Genomic DNA, 14,341 nt, shown 5'->3' on the forward strand with positions numbered 1-14,341 from the left:
TGTTTTTATTATCTATAGTATAGAGTTGACATAAAAAGTTCAGGATTTTCCTGAAATTTGCTCACTGGTCTTTCCAAAACGCCGTTCACGGTTCTGAAAATCAACAATTGCTTTATACAAGGACTCTTCATTAAAATCAGGCCATAATTCATCCGAGAAAAAGAGTTCCGAATAAGCTATCTGCCAAAGAAGGAAATTGCTTATACGTAATTCCCCTCCGGTCCTGACCAATATATCAGGATCAGGGATACCTTTTGTTTCCAGATAAGATGCGATCAGTTCCTCTGTTATTTCCTCCGATTCTATTTTTCCGGACTTAATGTCAACGGCTATGTTTTTCATCGCCCTGGTCAATTCCCATTTTGAAGAATAGCTCAGAGCTAAAATTACAGTTGTACCGGTACATACGGACGTAGTTTCGAGACAGTAATCCAATGCTTTTCTCGTATCTTCGGGCAACCGTTCAATGTCTCCTATAACTTTTACACGAACGTTGTTCTTCACCAGTTCGGGTGTTTCATTCGCTACAGCCTGTACCATCAGGCTCATCAGGGCTTTCACTTCCTCCTCCGGACGTTTCCAGTTTTCTGTAGAGAATGTATAAAGCGTAAGATAACGGACCTCTGCTCTTGATGCACCTTCAATAGCTCTGCGTACGGCGGAAATACCCTCTTTGTGACCGAACGTACGGTCCAGATCCTGCCGTTTGGCCCATCGCCCGTTGCCATCCATTATGACAGCAATATGCTTAGGTACCCGCGTTTTATCTATTTGGTCAAGATATGACATCTGTATTTTAGTTTAATAATTAATCAATATTCAGGCAAGGACATATCCTTGTTCCAAAATCCCAGGTTAGACTTATCATAGTAAGAGAATACCAGTCGTTGTTCTTAAAAGCACCTCCGTTTATTTTGTAAGGCGCATCGAGACTCAGACCATCCCCATCCTTTGTAACGTCGAACGAATCACTAAATAGCTTCCTGAAAGAGAATTCAAATCCAAGATTCAGTCTGTCCTTTAATTTATATTTTACTCCAATCCCGATTGGAATATTAGCGTCAAAAAATGTCTTGCTACCCGAACCCAACGTAAACCCTATTCCCGTAAATACATACGGAGATATGCGTTTAGCACCTAAGTAACCGAACTTATCACTGTAATTAAAGAAGTTGAATTCTATCTGACTACCCAATTCATAAAACATCCGGCTAAAAGAGATTTCCTGCCCGAACGGATATTTATTTCCCGAATCGCGGGTGTCACCCGAAACTTTCCCAATTACAAAATTACTCTTCACAGACCACCTCAGATCTTTGTTGTATCTGAAGACGACTCCTGCCGACAATCCCGGGTTTTGATACAATTTGCTCTTATTGACATCTCCCATATAAAAGGACGTACCGGCCATCCCTCCTATCTCATACTTATAATCATCTTGCGCTTTAAGTTCGATGAATGAGAAGGGAGAATAGATGATAATCAATAGTAAAGTAAATAATATCTTCCTTTTACCCATTTATTAATCTGTATTCTGTTCTTATTTATCTAACGCAGAAAGCAGGACTAAAAGTATATCACTCAAATCTCAGATCTAGAGTTTTGTTCTAAGTTTATTAATTCTGCCTATCCAAACCTTTTGTATAGGACTTATTCCCGAATCTGGAACTCCGCCGAATACCCAGATATAATTTTTTTCATCTACAATAACCGATTGCCCTGATGCTTTCGGCATTCTTGGGTCTGGTTTTTCCTTATTAGGAGCTGTAATCCATTTGTATCCGTAGCTCTGTGTCTTGTAGAAGCTATTTCCTGTCAGGGCATACATATACCCATTGTAAAGGAAGGTTGTAACCCCATCCTTTTTAGGAATTACCGGATTAGACTGATTAAACGCAACCTGAAGACTATTATCACCGGTTATCTTTATAGACCATGTCTTCACATAACCCAAACCACTGATATTTTTTGTAACAGTCAATACACAATTATTCAGATTGCTTCTGTCGTTATGAGTCACTGACGAATATCCTGTTGCAGGGAAATCACCGTCTATTTTGGTTTTAGTGTCCAAAGTTTTCAGGTCGGTAGTCGTTGCTAACGAGTCACGAGTAATAACAAGAAGTAAATCAGTAGCGGCATTTAAAGTAGGCACTACTCCAACAATGCTTGTCACATTGTTGCTTATTCCGTCTTTACTCCATGAAGTACCCTCTATACCTGCTGTATAACCTTGTTTATTTTTATCAACAGCATAGAATTTATTGTTGAAGAATGTTATGCTTTCCAGAGCAGATGCATCAAGCTCGCCGGATACAGCCTGATTATCTCCGTAAGACAGAGCTGCCTCTATGTTATCAGGCTTATTCGCTTTAGATAAATATATTTTATTATCTGTGCGGGCGATGAATGTATAGAATGTCCCGTTAACCAGCAAGGTTTTTTGTTTATCGAAGGAGGCGGGATAACCTGTTGGCACATTTTCTTTCCAGATCAATGTATCCGGGTCTTCCTTATGTACCAGTATCTTTATGGTGTATTCCCTTGGGTCTTTGCCATTAAGAGGAGTTATCCTGAATTTGGGATACAGATAAGTAGAGAAATCCACCGAGTCGGTAGAGTTCCAGTCCACGACAGAATCTTTAGGGTATATCAACTCTACCTTTCCGATGCTTCCTGCAGTATACGAGAGGGTGACTGCGCATTTCCTCAATGTAGTCTGATAAGGCAACGAGTCGGGATTGTATATCAGCCTGTTAAACTGGTCTATAGAGAACCTGGTTGTTGACAGCGACGGATAATTTACCGTATCTATAGCAGTATAGGGTAATGCCGCTATTTTGAAGCTCGAAATCTGAGAGTCTCCCGATAATTCGGAAGTGTCGTATTCGGATGTACTGTCATTGCATGAACTTAGTGCAAAAACAGATAAAAAGATGAATGATAATTTAGTAATTTGCTTCAATCTCATTAGTTTAAACAGATTTATTCAGTATCAATGTGCAAAAATAGAAAGAATTTCGGCTTACGCCTCAATAAATCTAATATTTATATAATTTTATAAGTATCCGCAGTGCTTAAATGCACATATTCAGATGTTCCCCAATAGCCTTTATTCAAGACATATCCTCTAATATCAGGGGCCTTTACCCCTTTGCCGAAACAGACCTTCGAGGTCTCAATATACGCCTCATCCCACATATCTGCATCTATCAGGCTTTGCAACAGTTCACGTCCGCCTTCGACCAGTACCGAATCTATTTTACGGCTTCTCAATGTGGAAAATATATTATGGAGAAGGCTTTCATTAAAGTCCGTCCGGATATAAATAACGTTGCCGGATTCTTTTTCGTATAAATCCTTCTCTGTAAATATGATTGTTTTTACTTTTCCATCAAATAAGTGGTAATCCGAAGGAATCCTACCCTGCCTGTCTATTACGATCCGCACGGGATTCTCTCCATACCAGTAACGTGTGGTCAGAGATGGATTGTCGTTTACCGCTGTATTTGTCCCTATCATAATACCTGCTGTCTCTGCCCTTTTCTTATGCACGAGCATGCGTGAAAATTCGTTTGAAATAGGAGTAGGTTGCGGCTTCTCCCCGTCACATCGTTCTTTATCTATAAAACCGTCCTGAGTCTGTGCCCATTTCAGGTATATATAAGGCCGGTTCCGGATCTGTGCAGTAAAAAACGCTCTGTTAAGAGCCTGAGCCTCTTTCTCCAACACTCCCACAACGACCTCTATGCCTGCGTCTTGCAGCATCTTTATTCCCCGACCAGATACGGCAGGATAAGGATCGGGGCATGCCACCACCACCTCCGGTATTTTATTGTCTATTATAAGCTGGGCGCAAGGAGGGGTTTTTCCGTGATGAGAGCATGGCTCAAGGGAGACATAAATTGTAGAATCTTTTAGCAAAGCCTTATCTTTAACGCTGTTTACCGCATTTACCTCAGCATGAGCCTTGCCATACTGACGATGGTAACCTTCGCCAATAATTTTGCCCTGATGGACTATAACCGCGCCTACCATCGGATTGGGGCTTGTAAAGCCTCTCCCGTTCTGAGCCAATTGCAGGCAGCGGTACATGTATTTCTCTTCAATAGTCATTTTCCTGAGTTTCTACAAAATGAGAAACGCAATAATCAAAAGTATATTTTATTTCAACTATCTTTTATTCCACGATCAACGCGCAGCAATTACTTCTATCTCTACCAAAGCACCTTTCGGCAGATCCTTTACAGCAAAAGCCGAACGGGCAGGAAATGCGCCGGTAAACTGTGCGTTATATACCTCGTTCATCCCGGCGAAATTTGCTATATCATTCAGCAAAACGGTTGTTTTCACTATATTATCTTTTGTCAGCCCTGCTTGGGCTAGTATAGCTTTGATATTCTCGAAGGACTGTGCTGTCTGTTCTTTAATGTCTTCGGATGGAAAATCCCCGGTAGCAGGGTCGATCGGTAATTGTCCCGAAATAAATATCAAACCATTCACTTCTATCGCCTGGCTGTACGGGCCTATTGCCGCGGGAGCCTTATCTGTGGCTATTACTTTCTTCATCGCTTTATATTTTAAGATTATGTTTATTTCAATCCTTTCTGACGGATAACTTCATAAATAAGCACTCCCGCGGCTACCGATACATTCAGCGAACCGATAGTGCCGAATTGAGGAATTTTCACCAGATTATCAGCTATACGCAGGTTTTCGCTGGCTACGCCGACATCTTCAGCGCCCATCACAAATGCTATGGGACCGGTATAATCTACATCAGTATATACGTCTGCTCCTCTTTCACTCGCAGCTATTACTTTGATTCCGCTGTTTCTCAGGAATTGAATTGCTGAAGTAAGATTCGGCTCTTTGCAAACCGGTATTTTAAGCAAGGCTCCTGCCGATGTTTTCACCGCATCCGCATTTACGGTTACGCTCCCCTTTGCCGGAATAACAATTGCATTAACACCCGCCACTTCGCAGGTACGGGCAATGGCTCCGAAGTTGCGGACATCGGTGATACCGTCCAGTACGAGGATAAAGGGATCTTTCCCATTTTCGTAAAGGAAAGGAACGATATCTTCAATCTTTTCGTAAGTGATCGCCGAAAGGAATGCGATAACACCCTGATGGTTTTTGCGTGTAAATCTGTCCAACCGTTCGTTCGGCACACGTTGCACGGCGATTTCATGCGATTTCAGGAGAGCGAGCAGTTCTTTCGACAAGTCTCCTTGTAATTCACGCCTGATTATTACCTTATCTATTTCTTTTCCGGCTTCGATCGCTTCTATAACAGCACGTATGCCGAAAATCATTTCCTTTTCCTTCATTCTTCTTATTCTTTTATATGTGTTGCCACTGTTTTAGCAGCAGCCAGTTTACTCTTGTGATATCCGTACCCCAGATATATGACTAACCCTATTACCAGCCAGATGATGAACATGACCCAGTTGGACCAGCCAAGCTCTGTCATCAGGTATAAGTTGGTAAGAATACCCATTACAGGCAATAGCGAAAACTTATACTTGAATGCCGCCGCCGACAATCCCAGCCATACAGCCCAGAAAACAATCAACAGCGGTTTCTCGCCTATGACTGTCCGGAAATCGGTCTTACTGACGAACAAATATACTGCAACTATGAGTAATATGAAAATGATATACTGTCCATTTATATAAGGCACCTTGAATTTCGCCTTTTTACTGTCTCCTTTATGATCGAGGAACAACACTCCCGCGCATACAAGGATGAAGGCAAAGAATGTGCCCACACTGGTAAGGTCTACAACAAACTGCATATCCAGAAACAACGACGGCACACAGACGACTATTCCCGTGATAATGGTAGAGAAAGCGGGAGTCTTATATCTCGGATGAATCTTTCCAAATTTAGGCCAAAGGAGTCCGTCGCGGCTCATATTCATCCATATGCGCGGCTGCCCTATCTGAAAAACAAGGATGGCACTCGTGATCGCAATAATTGCAGTAGCGGAAATAACACCTGCGACAAAGTCCATATTCACCACCTGAAATACGTACGCAAGAGGATCATCCACACCTAACTCTTTATAGTTGACCATTCCGGTCAGGACCAGTGCTATCGTTACATAAAGCACGGTACAGATACCAAGACAGTAGAGCATGGCGCGGGGCATATCCCGTTGCGGATTTTTACTCTCTTCGGCTGTGGTAGATATAGAATCGAATCCGATAAAGGCGAAGAATACAGCAGCGACTCCTCCCAGCACTCCTTGCAACCCGTTAGGTGCAAATGGCGACCAGTTCTCAGGCTTTACGAAGAAAACCCCTACCCCGATAACCAATAATATGATACCGATTTTGAGGTACACCAGCAGGTTATTCACAAACCTGGATTCCTTAATGCCGATGAAAACAAGGAATGTGAGGGCTGTAACAACCAATCCGGCAGGCAGGTTTATCAGTATTTTCGTACCGAAAAGCTCGGGTGCATTCTGGTATGTCTGCGCTGCTTTGATGGTGTGATACGGTAAATCTGTAACGCCTTGTGATACTATGTTATACGCTTTGTAAGCTGTCGAATATCCGATGCCAAGCCAGTCGGGCCATATAATGCCAAAACCTTCGAGCAGGGTAGTGAAATATTCCGACCAGGAAATGGCGATCACCATATTCGATACGGCATATTCCAGTATCAACGCCCACCCGATCACCCACGCGAATATCTCACCCAGTGATACATATGTATATGTATAGGCGCTGCCACTGACCGAGATCATGGATGCAAATTGTGCATAACACAAGGCTGTAAACACACAGGCGATAGCCACAAATACAAAGAGAAGCGATACTGCCGGCCCTCCGTGAAATGCCGCCCGCCCGATAGTGCTGAAAATACCCGCGCCAACAATGGCGGCAATACCGAAAAGAGTGAGGTCTCTCACGCCTAATACTCTTTTCATTCCTGACCCGATAGAGTCTCCATCTCCGGATATACTATCGATACTCTTCTTTCTAAAAAAGGAATTTAAACTCATTCTATTTATGTGATAACTCTAAAGAGGGTTTTCGATTCATTCTAAAAGTTGACAAACTTGACACTTTTTACATAATTTCTTATTGTTACTTTTTCTTCTGAAAACTCCGTGTTACTCTTTTTTGTGTGTTTAAAAATCTCTCCCAAAACGCAAAGACACAAAAAGGTAACACATGTTTCAACTTTTAGCTGATAGCTATTAGCCATTAGCTTAGGCTATCGCATAAGTGGCTTTACAGTTAGTAGTCATCAGTTAACAACTTGTATCTCGTGTCTTGTTTACTTGCAACTCGTAACTGCCCGAAGGGCGCAGAAATAACATTCGCCGAAGCGAAGGCGAGGCAAACTTGTAACTGTTAAAAGGTAACAAAGGTTACATTTTTTTCTCTATTTTCTATCTGTCGACTTATACCCTCTCTGGTAGCCTCCCCTTGGGGAGGTTGGAGGGGCCAATCAATACTTCAAAGAGCTACAAGCTAATAGCTGGTAGCTAACAGCTCACTATATAGATAAATCAATTGTATAAATATTATATACAGTCCCCCGTGCTCCGAATCCCTCTTTTTGATGTATCAGGTTTTCGTTCAGGTGCCAGCCGCCGTTTTCTGTCGATATGCCATAATCGAAATATGTTTTGTGAGCGAATGCCGTATTTATTATATGGTCGATAACCAAATCTATAGCTCCGAGTTTTTTACCTTCTTCAGTTGCCGCTACATACTGAGCGTGCACCACTCTTTCAGTTTCGAAGACAAGACAACCGCCTATTATACTACTATCTGTATTCTCCACAGCAAACAGATGTATATTACGCGGAAATTTATTTTTCAGGTAATTTATTTCAGCTAAAGAATGAACAGGCTCTGTTTCGTATTTATCTTTCAGATTCCGGGAAAGTATTTGCCAGAAACCGGAATAGTCTGTGGCTTTTTTTACGGCCAAATTGTTCTTCAGGGCTTTTTTTACACCCCGTTTACGCAAGTCCGAATATTTTGTTCTGTCCGGAAGTAATAGGGTAGAAGATATATTACACGATGTGAGTATCGCCTTATATCTGAACAACGCATATAAATCCTCTTCGGCAGGACGAATATGATAAATATGCGGAACAGCCTTATACACAATCTTCCTGATTCCCTGATGCCGGAATGTCGTTGTAAGATATTCGAATATGGAAAGTACATCCGCAGCAGTAGTCTTATCGCCCATAATAAGGCCCCCGTATGTAAGCCCTTTGTGCGAATAAAATATCCTATCTTCCATATGTCCGGGCATCAATGCCACCAGTACATCGTTCAGATAAAACATCAGGGAATAATCCCTGAAACGGCCGGCATGATACTCAATAAAGTCACGATAGAAAAGAAATGTACTATTTTTGGAGTCACGTACAAATTTGTCCCACGCGTCCTTATATTCTGAACTATAAAGCTTAATTTTCATGCTGCCGGTATTTTTTAAATTCCGAATAGGTATGTATATAATTTTCCGCGTCATATACATCAGAGGCCAAAACAAGACAAACAGTTCCGGACGAATACTCTGTTTCCGTTGCCCATATACCGGGCGGTATATACAGGCCGTAGTCTGGCCGGTCGAGCACTACGTTTTTTTTAGTTGTCCCATCGTCCAGTTCTACCCGAAAACTTCCGTTTGTGGCAACCAGTACTTCGTGGCAATACTTATGGGCATGCATACCCCTTGTCTGCCCCGGCGGGATATCGTATATATAAAATATGCGTTTTATATCGAATGCGATATTTTCAGCACGATTCTGTATCAGTGGAAATTTAATGAGGACACAATCTTCTACAGAGAACGTCTTTAACTGATTTCTATCTGTTTCACCACATACGGATAATCCGGCAGGAGAAGATGCTGACGAAATAACAAGATATGTAGAACCGGCGGAAAAGCCTTCAAGCCTATAACTCATTATGGCAGGAATACAAAGAGCTTGAGCCGGATCATTCAATGTGTGACTTCGCCCGTCTTTTCCATTGTCAAGTAAAAGGGTAAAACTTCCCGATAAGGCGACTATCACTTCATCCTGGGCTTTGTGTATATCGCTGTCATTGTACTGACTACCATATTTCCAGCAGACAGACGCGATAGGAAAAGGAATATGATTTCCGGCTTCTATGAAAGAGAGGACTCCCTTCCGGTCTCTGATTCTCGGTAATTCTATAAATTGTTCTCTTTTCATAGCAGTCCGGTTACGTTATCTCAGCCAAGGCTCGGGATTGAGTTTGTTGATTCCCTGCCACAACTGGAAATGCAGTTGCGAAAGGCCTGTATCCGCATCTGTATATACTTTGCCAAGGGACTGGCCTGTTTTAACTTTGTCTCCTTGCTTTACATATATACTCTGTATATTTCCGTAGAATGTGTAGTAGTTTCCATGGCGCACAATAATACAGGTGTTATAACCCGGTATGGCCGCCACATAAGTCACTTCACCGTTAAATACGGATTTGGCCTCCGCTCCCGATTGCGACTGGATATCTATCCCGCTGCTCGATGTGGTAACGAAACGGCTGTGCTGATGGGAGCCGAATCGTGTGGTTATGGTATAATTTCCTGTTATCGGATAAGGGAGTCTCCCCCTGTTCGAAGCAAAATTATTCGATAAAGCTATATTCTCAGGTGTCGCGACAACTTTTGCGGCATCTTCTTTCGGAGGAGTCACGGTAGTTGTAGCAGAACCACTTTTCTTCGAGGTCGTTTTTGCTGCTTCCACACGGGCTTTTTCAGCGGCTATACGTTTTGCTTCCCGCTCCTGACGGGCTACTTCTTCGGCTATCAGTTTGGCTATCTGCCTGTCCAGGGCCTCTGCCTGCTGACGTTTTTGAGTCAGTATTTTTTGCAGGTCCTTTTGCTTTTTCTGAGCTTCACTAACTTCTGCCTGATAGTTGGTTTCTTCCTTCTTCAGGTTTTCCTGTTCGGTAGTGCGCTGACCGAGTAAGGCGGTTTTTTCATGCCTTGTTTTTATCAGGGCTTCCTTCCGTTCTTTTAGCTTCGCGCTTTTGTCCTTAATTTCCGAGGCTTGCTCTTTCCTCCATTCCGAGTAGTTGCGTAAATAGCGCAGCCTCCGGTACGATTCTGTCAAAGATTTCCCGGAGAGTACAAAAAGCATCTTATTTTCACTTTGACGGTTTTGAAGCATTCCGTCAATGGCTTTCGAGTAGTTTTTCTGCTTGTCTTTAAGTTCGGATTCAAGTATTGCTATTTCGGATTCAATCCGCTTTTCCTCCACATTTATACCAGTTATTTCCTGTCCCAGAAGGTCCAATACTTTTTGTCGTGAGAATATCTGATTGGATATAAGCTGTATCCTGTCCAGCAAGGTAGTAGTGCTTCTTTTAGTCTCTTTCAGCAGTTTATCGGTATTCGATATTTCACGCAAGGCGTTCTTCCTTTGCTGCTCGAGTTCTTTTATTTTCGAATTTTGAGCGAAAGAACAAATACTGATAAGGAGAATAAAGAGAAAAGCTGCTACTCTCATTTCTTTTTGATATATGTGCCTATAAGATCAGAGAAATCCACTTTGGTATATTTGGGTGATATGGAATTATCGATGCTGAAACTTTTGTCTATTTCCAATTTATCATATGTGATATTAATATCGACACGTCTTTTTTCAACGTCTACCTTGGCTTGCATGGTAGTCGGATATACGAGATTGTTGTCTTTGATGAAATCATTGTAAGACCATTGCAGGGTTATCTTTTTCTTTTCATTGTAGATCAATGTAGATGCCACATGGTTGGTGGCATCTACGGCAAAGTTGTATAACAAATCGCCTTTCCCTTTTGTTTTCAGCATATAGACATCGTTTGCCGACGATATATCATACTTCTGAAAATCCTTTTCCGCAACTTCTCTATTGCCCGGAATAAATAGTTTATTGGTAAATAAAGCCTGTAAATTGTAGAAGTTAAAATCTAGATTAGCTATAACTTTCGAATCTTTGAATCGTTCGGCGATATATTGCTTTTTCATCCTGTCGACCATAAAGATACTGTCGGGAGTGATGGTCAGCCTCATGGCTTCCCCCCCGAGTATGGGAATCCGGATCGATACCTGCAGGATGCTATCTTTTACCATTTTGAATACGGCAGGGACTTTCTGAGAAGAATTACCGGCTTTAAATTCTACATTTCCTTTGGTAGTAAGCGTTTTGAACTTAACTTCCGAAGATAACGCGTCTTCAATCACCTGCTTATGCGATTTTTCCTCCAGAGCTCCTCCGGCAGCAATTACTTTTTTCGATTTACAACTGCTCCCCGCAAATAATGCAGATATGATGAACAGGAATACAGCTATTTTATTTAATGCGTTTAGTTTCATTATTCGGCAATAAAAGTTTTCGTTTCTATTTTCTTTTCCAATGTTTTGGATTTGCTACCCCCCTTTTCCTTTGCTTTCTCCCAATACTCCAGGGCTTTTTCGGGTTCATCCGTTTTATATAAGACATCTCCATAATGCTCCAATACTTCGGCGCTAACCTCTTCCTTCTTTTCCTGGCTGTACTTTATGGCATTCTCGATATAAATTTTGGCAATCGTATAGGCCCCCTGTTCAAATAATACCCATCCATATGTATCGAGATAGGTAGGATTTGAGGGTTCGGCTTTTACCGTAATGCTGCTCATCCGTTCCGCTTTATCGAGATCTTTTTTTACTAAAGACAAATAATAACTATAATTGTTCAGTACACCCAGATTATTCGGGTCATAGGAAAGAGCCTTATCGTAAATAACAAACGCGCTGTCGCGTTTTTCCATCTGATAGTACAGATCTCCTATCTGTCCGTAGAAATCGGCCAAAAGCTTTGTATTGTTCTCATCTACATATACTACTCCTTTTTGCAGGGCACCGAGCGCCTCCTTATAATTCTCTTTCATATACTGGGAGACTCCCAGATAGAAATAGAACTGTGGTTGGTCGGTGATATAGGAAAGTGCTTGTTTACATACCTTAATAGATAAATCGATGCTGTCAGGAAAAGTGGTATATAACATCTGTTCCCATCCAACAGGGTTTGTAGGATTAGCTTCCGCAAACAACTGATATTGAAAACGGGATTCCTCTTTTTTATTCTGCATCATCAAAAGGTTACCATACATCAGGTTGAGTTTCGGTTCCTGCGGATGCTGTATCATCAGTGTATCGAACAGGGCGTTGGCTGCCTGCGTATCTTTTTGAGTCCTTTGCAGCGTACCTACATACTGCGCAAGGATGGATAGCTTAGTATCAATGTCCATTTTAGGACTAACAAGAGCAATGTGCAATTCGTTCTCTGCAGCGTCCTTGTTCCCTGTCTGCTGATAGTATTCGGCCATAGACGAGATGAGGTAGGGATCATCAGGGTCGATGGATTTGGCACGGCTGTAAACCATGTAGGCTTCCTGTGTTTTTCCTGCCTGCAGATATAAATCCCCAAGAAGGATCTGATATTTGATCTCGTGCGGATATTTGTCTATATACTTCTGAATTTCAGCAAAGGCTTGTTTCTCCTGTTTCATCATCGTATATAACTGATACTTTTGCAGGCTTATCTTTTCGTTCATACCTACTATCTGCTCCAGTTTATCCAACGTTGATATGGCACTTTTGAAGTTACCATCCATACGGTATGATTCCGATAAGTAGACGTATAGTTCTGTATTATCAGGATCTCCGGCAACCAGTTTTTCGAATTGCTCTATGGCATCGCTGTATTGCTTAAATTCGAGGCACATGCTTCCGTATGCCATATTGTAGTAATAGTTACCACTATCATATACTGTGGCTCTGCGATAATAATCGATAGCCTTATTCTTGCTTTCAATAGAATTGTAATAATTGCCGAGTTCGTACAATACATTTGCATTTGTAGAATCGATTGCCATACAGTATTTTAGATAATCGAAAACCGCATCGTATTGATTGGTAGCTTTGGCATTCATTGCCTCATAAAAGAAATAGTCGAATTTACGGCTATCGTCAACAGAAAGCTTTACTGTAACCGGACTGGATATTCCGCTGTTTTGAGCAAAGGAAAAAAGATTACCTGCAATAACAAGTAAGGCTAAATAAAAAACACGTGCTTTTTTATGCATATCAAAAATGACGTTTCTGAATATTACTGTTTGCCTGTGTGGCCAAAACCTCCGGCTCCGCGCTCCGTTTCATTGATTGCCTCTACCTCATCCCAGAGGACCTGCTCATGCGAAGCAATAACCATTTGACATATACGTTCTCCATCGTTTATAACAAAATCATCATTTGATAAGTTGACAAGTATGACACGGATTTCGCCACGATAGTCTGCATCGATAGTACCAGGTGAGTTTAATACCGTCAGCCCGTGCTTGAAAGCCAGCCCGCTGCGGGGACGTATCTGAGCTTCATATCCTTGCGGTAATTCCAAATACAGGCCGGTTGGAATAAGAGTGCGTCCCAACGGCTTCAATGTTACAGGTTCCGTAATGTTTGCTCTCAAATCTACTCCGGCAGAATAAGGTGTTGCATATTCGGGTAGCGGATGGTGTGATTTATTTATAATTTTTACGTTCATCGTTTTAAAGTCATATATTTATATTGCTGCGAAATTAGTTAAATCTTTGCAATCTACTTAGCTAATTGATAAAAATTAAGATTTTAAAATGCTTGAAGTCATTTCGTTTCAAAATATTTTTCAAAAAAAGATTTCAAATGTTTTGAAATATTGAAAAAAGCTATATCTTTGCATCGCATTTGAGAGAAAATGCATCCCAAACAAGGGCGTTTAGCTCAGCTGGTTCAGAGCATCTGCCTTACAAGCAGAGGGTCGGCGGTTCGAATCCGTCAACGCCCACTTGACTATCAAAGACTTACGAGAAATTGTAAGTCTTTTTTCGTTTATATGTACACACAATTTGCACACAACTTTTGAAATCAGAAGAAACGGAAAGAACACTATTTATAACACATCTCAAATAATATAAATTTGTTTTCTTTATTTTTCAGCTCATTATTTTCTATTGACCATACAGGCCTCTTCTAAGAATAAATAATATCTTTGTTAAATTCTAATTGAAAACACTATGATACCCAACTATCAGGCAATTATGCTTCCCCTATTGAAAACTATACAGATAATGAGATCATTATCTGTATAGTTTTCAATATCCTTTAGATAGTTATATAAATCTAAATATTTCATAATGCAAACAGATTATACATATGTTCATTTACTCTAGAATGAATTCACTTATAAGAAGAATAGAAAAATAATAATAATTAATTTAAGTTGCTATTTATAGATTGTAAATTTTATCAAAAGTATATCCCCAAATGA

Annotated in this window: 13 protein-coding genes and 1 tRNA gene; 1 reads left to right on the forward strand and 13 read right to left on the reverse strand. The window is 41.1% G+C overall.

All coding sequences use genetic code 11. The features are described 5' to 3' along the window. Positions 1-39 precede the first annotated feature (39 nt). The 13 genes from ACFO6W_RS04575 to dut form a co-directional block, all read right to left on the reverse strand. Positions 40-789, reverse strand: coding sequence for an isoprenyl transferase (locus ACFO6W_RS04575; RefSeq protein WP_379994188.1), 750 nt, complete (start codon positions 787-789; stop codon positions 40-42). Between the two features lie 19 nt (positions 790-808). Next, positions 809-1,519: a type IX secretion system protein PorG gene (gene porG / locus ACFO6W_RS04580; RefSeq protein ID WP_379994189.1), complete on the reverse strand. Its 711-nt coding sequence runs from the start codon at positions 1,517-1,519 to the stop codon at positions 809-811. A 75-nt stretch (positions 1,520-1,594) separates the two neighbouring features. Further along, complete coding sequence (locus ACFO6W_RS04585; RefSeq protein WP_379994190.1) at positions 1,595-2,971, reverse strand: DUF6242 domain-containing protein; 1,377 nt, start codon at positions 2,969-2,971, stop codon at positions 1,595-1,597. A 77-nt stretch (positions 2,972-3,048) separates the two neighbouring features. Then, positions 3,049-4,116, reverse strand: coding sequence for a bifunctional diaminohydroxyphosphoribosylaminopyrimidine deaminase/5-amino-6-(5-phosphoribosylamino)uracil reductase RibD (gene ribD, locus ACFO6W_RS04590; RefSeq protein ID WP_379994191.1), 1,068 nt, complete (start codon positions 4,114-4,116; stop codon positions 3,049-3,051). Between the two features lie 75 nt (positions 4,117-4,191). Then, positions 4,192-4,569 carry a RidA family protein gene (locus ACFO6W_RS04595; protein WP_379994192.1) on the reverse strand — a complete coding sequence of 126 codons (378 nt, stop codon included), beginning with the start codon at positions 4,567-4,569 and terminating at the stop codon, positions 4,192-4,194. Between the two features lie 23 nt (positions 4,570-4,592). After that, positions 4,593-5,333, reverse strand: a complete 741-nt coding sequence (rlmB, locus tag ACFO6W_RS04600) for a 23S rRNA (guanosine(2251)-2'-O)-methyltransferase RlmB (protein ID WP_379994194.1) — start codon at positions 5,331-5,333, stop codon at positions 4,593-4,595. 5 nt (positions 5,334-5,338) lie between these two features. Next, on the reverse strand, positions 5,339-7,018 hold the full coding sequence (locus ACFO6W_RS04605) for an amino acid permease (protein WP_379994195.1): 1,680 nt from the start codon (positions 7,016-7,018) through the stop codon (positions 5,339-5,341). Positions 7,019-7,518: 500 nt separating this feature from the next. After that, positions 7,519-8,460 carry a GNAT family N-acetyltransferase gene (locus ACFO6W_RS04610; protein ID WP_379994196.1) on the reverse strand — a complete coding sequence of 314 codons (942 nt, stop codon included), beginning with the start codon at positions 8,458-8,460 and terminating at the stop codon, positions 7,519-7,521. After that, complete coding sequence (locus ACFO6W_RS04615; RefSeq protein ID WP_379994197.1) at positions 8,450-9,223, reverse strand: WxcM-like domain-containing protein; 774 nt, start codon at positions 9,221-9,223, stop codon at positions 8,450-8,452. Before ACFO6W_RS04615 ends, ACFO6W_RS04610 begins: the two co-directional genes overlap by 11 nt. 15 nt (positions 9,224-9,238) lie before the next feature. Further along, complete coding sequence (locus tag ACFO6W_RS04620) at positions 9,239-10,522, reverse strand: murein hydrolase activator EnvC family protein (RefSeq protein WP_379994198.1); 1,284 nt, start codon at positions 10,520-10,522, stop codon at positions 9,239-9,241. Further along, on the reverse strand, positions 10,519-11,367 hold the full coding sequence (gene lolB1, locus ACFO6W_RS04625; RefSeq protein ID WP_379994199.1) for a lipoprotein insertase outer membrane protein LolB1: 849 nt from the start codon (positions 11,365-11,367) through the stop codon (positions 10,519-10,521). Before lolB1 ends, ACFO6W_RS04620 begins: the two co-directional genes overlap by 4 nt. Then, on the reverse strand, positions 11,367-13,121 hold the full coding sequence (locus tag ACFO6W_RS04630) for a tetratricopeptide repeat protein (protein ID WP_379994200.1): 1,755 nt from the start codon (positions 13,119-13,121) through the stop codon (positions 11,367-11,369). Before ACFO6W_RS04630 ends, lolB1 begins: the two co-directional genes overlap by 1 nt. A 23-nt stretch (positions 13,122-13,144) precedes the next feature. Continuing rightward, on the reverse strand, positions 13,145-13,579 hold the full coding sequence (dut, locus tag ACFO6W_RS04635) for a dUTP diphosphatase (protein WP_379994201.1): 435 nt from the start codon (positions 13,577-13,579) through the stop codon (positions 13,145-13,147). A 204-nt stretch (positions 13,580-13,783) separates the two neighbouring features. Here dut and ACFO6W_RS04640 point away from each other — a divergent pair. Continuing rightward, positions 13,784-13,858, forward strand: a tRNA-Val gene (locus tag ACFO6W_RS04640). Positions 13,859-14,341 lie beyond the last annotated feature (483 nt).

Source organism: Dysgonomonas termitidis (genome assembly GCF_042654545.1).
Taxonomy (GTDB): Bacteria; Bacteroidota; Bacteroidia; order Bacteroidales; family Dysgonomonadaceae; genus Dysgonomonas; species Dysgonomonas termitidis.

Excerpts from the sequence above, each read along its gene's own strand:
- ACFO6W_RS04615 (WP_379994197.1), bottom strand. The coding sequence starts at position 9,223 with ATGAAAAGAGAACAATTTATAGAATTACCGAGAATCAGAGACCGGAAG.
- rlmB (WP_379994194.1), bottom strand. The coding sequence starts at position 5,333 with ATGAAGGAAAAGGAAATGATTTTCGGCATACGTGCTGTTATAGAAGCG.
- porG (WP_379994189.1), bottom strand. The coding sequence starts at position 1,519 with ATGGGTAAAAGGAAGATATTATTTACTTTACTATTGATTATCATCTAT.
- ACFO6W_RS04610 (WP_379994196.1), bottom strand. The coding sequence starts at position 8,460 with ATGAAAATTAAGCTTTATAGTTCAGAATATAAGGACGCGTGGGACAAA.
- ribD (WP_379994191.1), bottom strand. The coding sequence starts at position 4,116 with ATGACTATTGAAGAGAAATACATGTACCGCTGCCTGCAATTGGCTCAG.
- dut (WP_379994201.1), bottom strand. The coding sequence starts at position 13,579 with ATGAACGTAAAAATTATAAATAAATCACACCATCCGCTACCCGAATAT.
- lolB1 (WP_379994199.1), bottom strand. The coding sequence starts at position 11,367 with ATGAAACTAAACGCATTAAATAAAATAGCTGTATTCCTGTTCATCATA.
- ACFO6W_RS04630 (WP_379994200.1), bottom strand. The coding sequence starts at position 13,121 with ATGCATAAAAAAGCACGTGTTTTTTATTTAGCCTTACTTGTTATTGCA.
- ACFO6W_RS04575 (WP_379994188.1), bottom strand. The coding sequence starts at position 789 with ATGTCATATCTTGACCAAATAGATAAAACGCGGGTACCTAAGCATATT.
- ACFO6W_RS04585 (WP_379994190.1), bottom strand. The coding sequence starts at position 2,971 with ATGAGATTGAAGCAAATTACTAAATTATCATTCATCTTTTTATCTGTT.
- ACFO6W_RS04620 (WP_379994198.1), bottom strand. The coding sequence starts at position 10,522 with ATGAGAGTAGCAGCTTTTCTCTTTATTCTCCTTATCAGTATTTGTTCT.
- ACFO6W_RS04595 (WP_379994192.1), bottom strand. The coding sequence starts at position 4,569 with ATGAAGAAAGTAATAGCCACAGATAAGGCTCCCGCGGCAATAGGCCCG.
- ACFO6W_RS04605 (WP_379994195.1), bottom strand. The coding sequence starts at position 7,018 with ATGAGTTTAAATTCCTTTTTTAGAAAGAAGAGTATCGATAGTATATCC.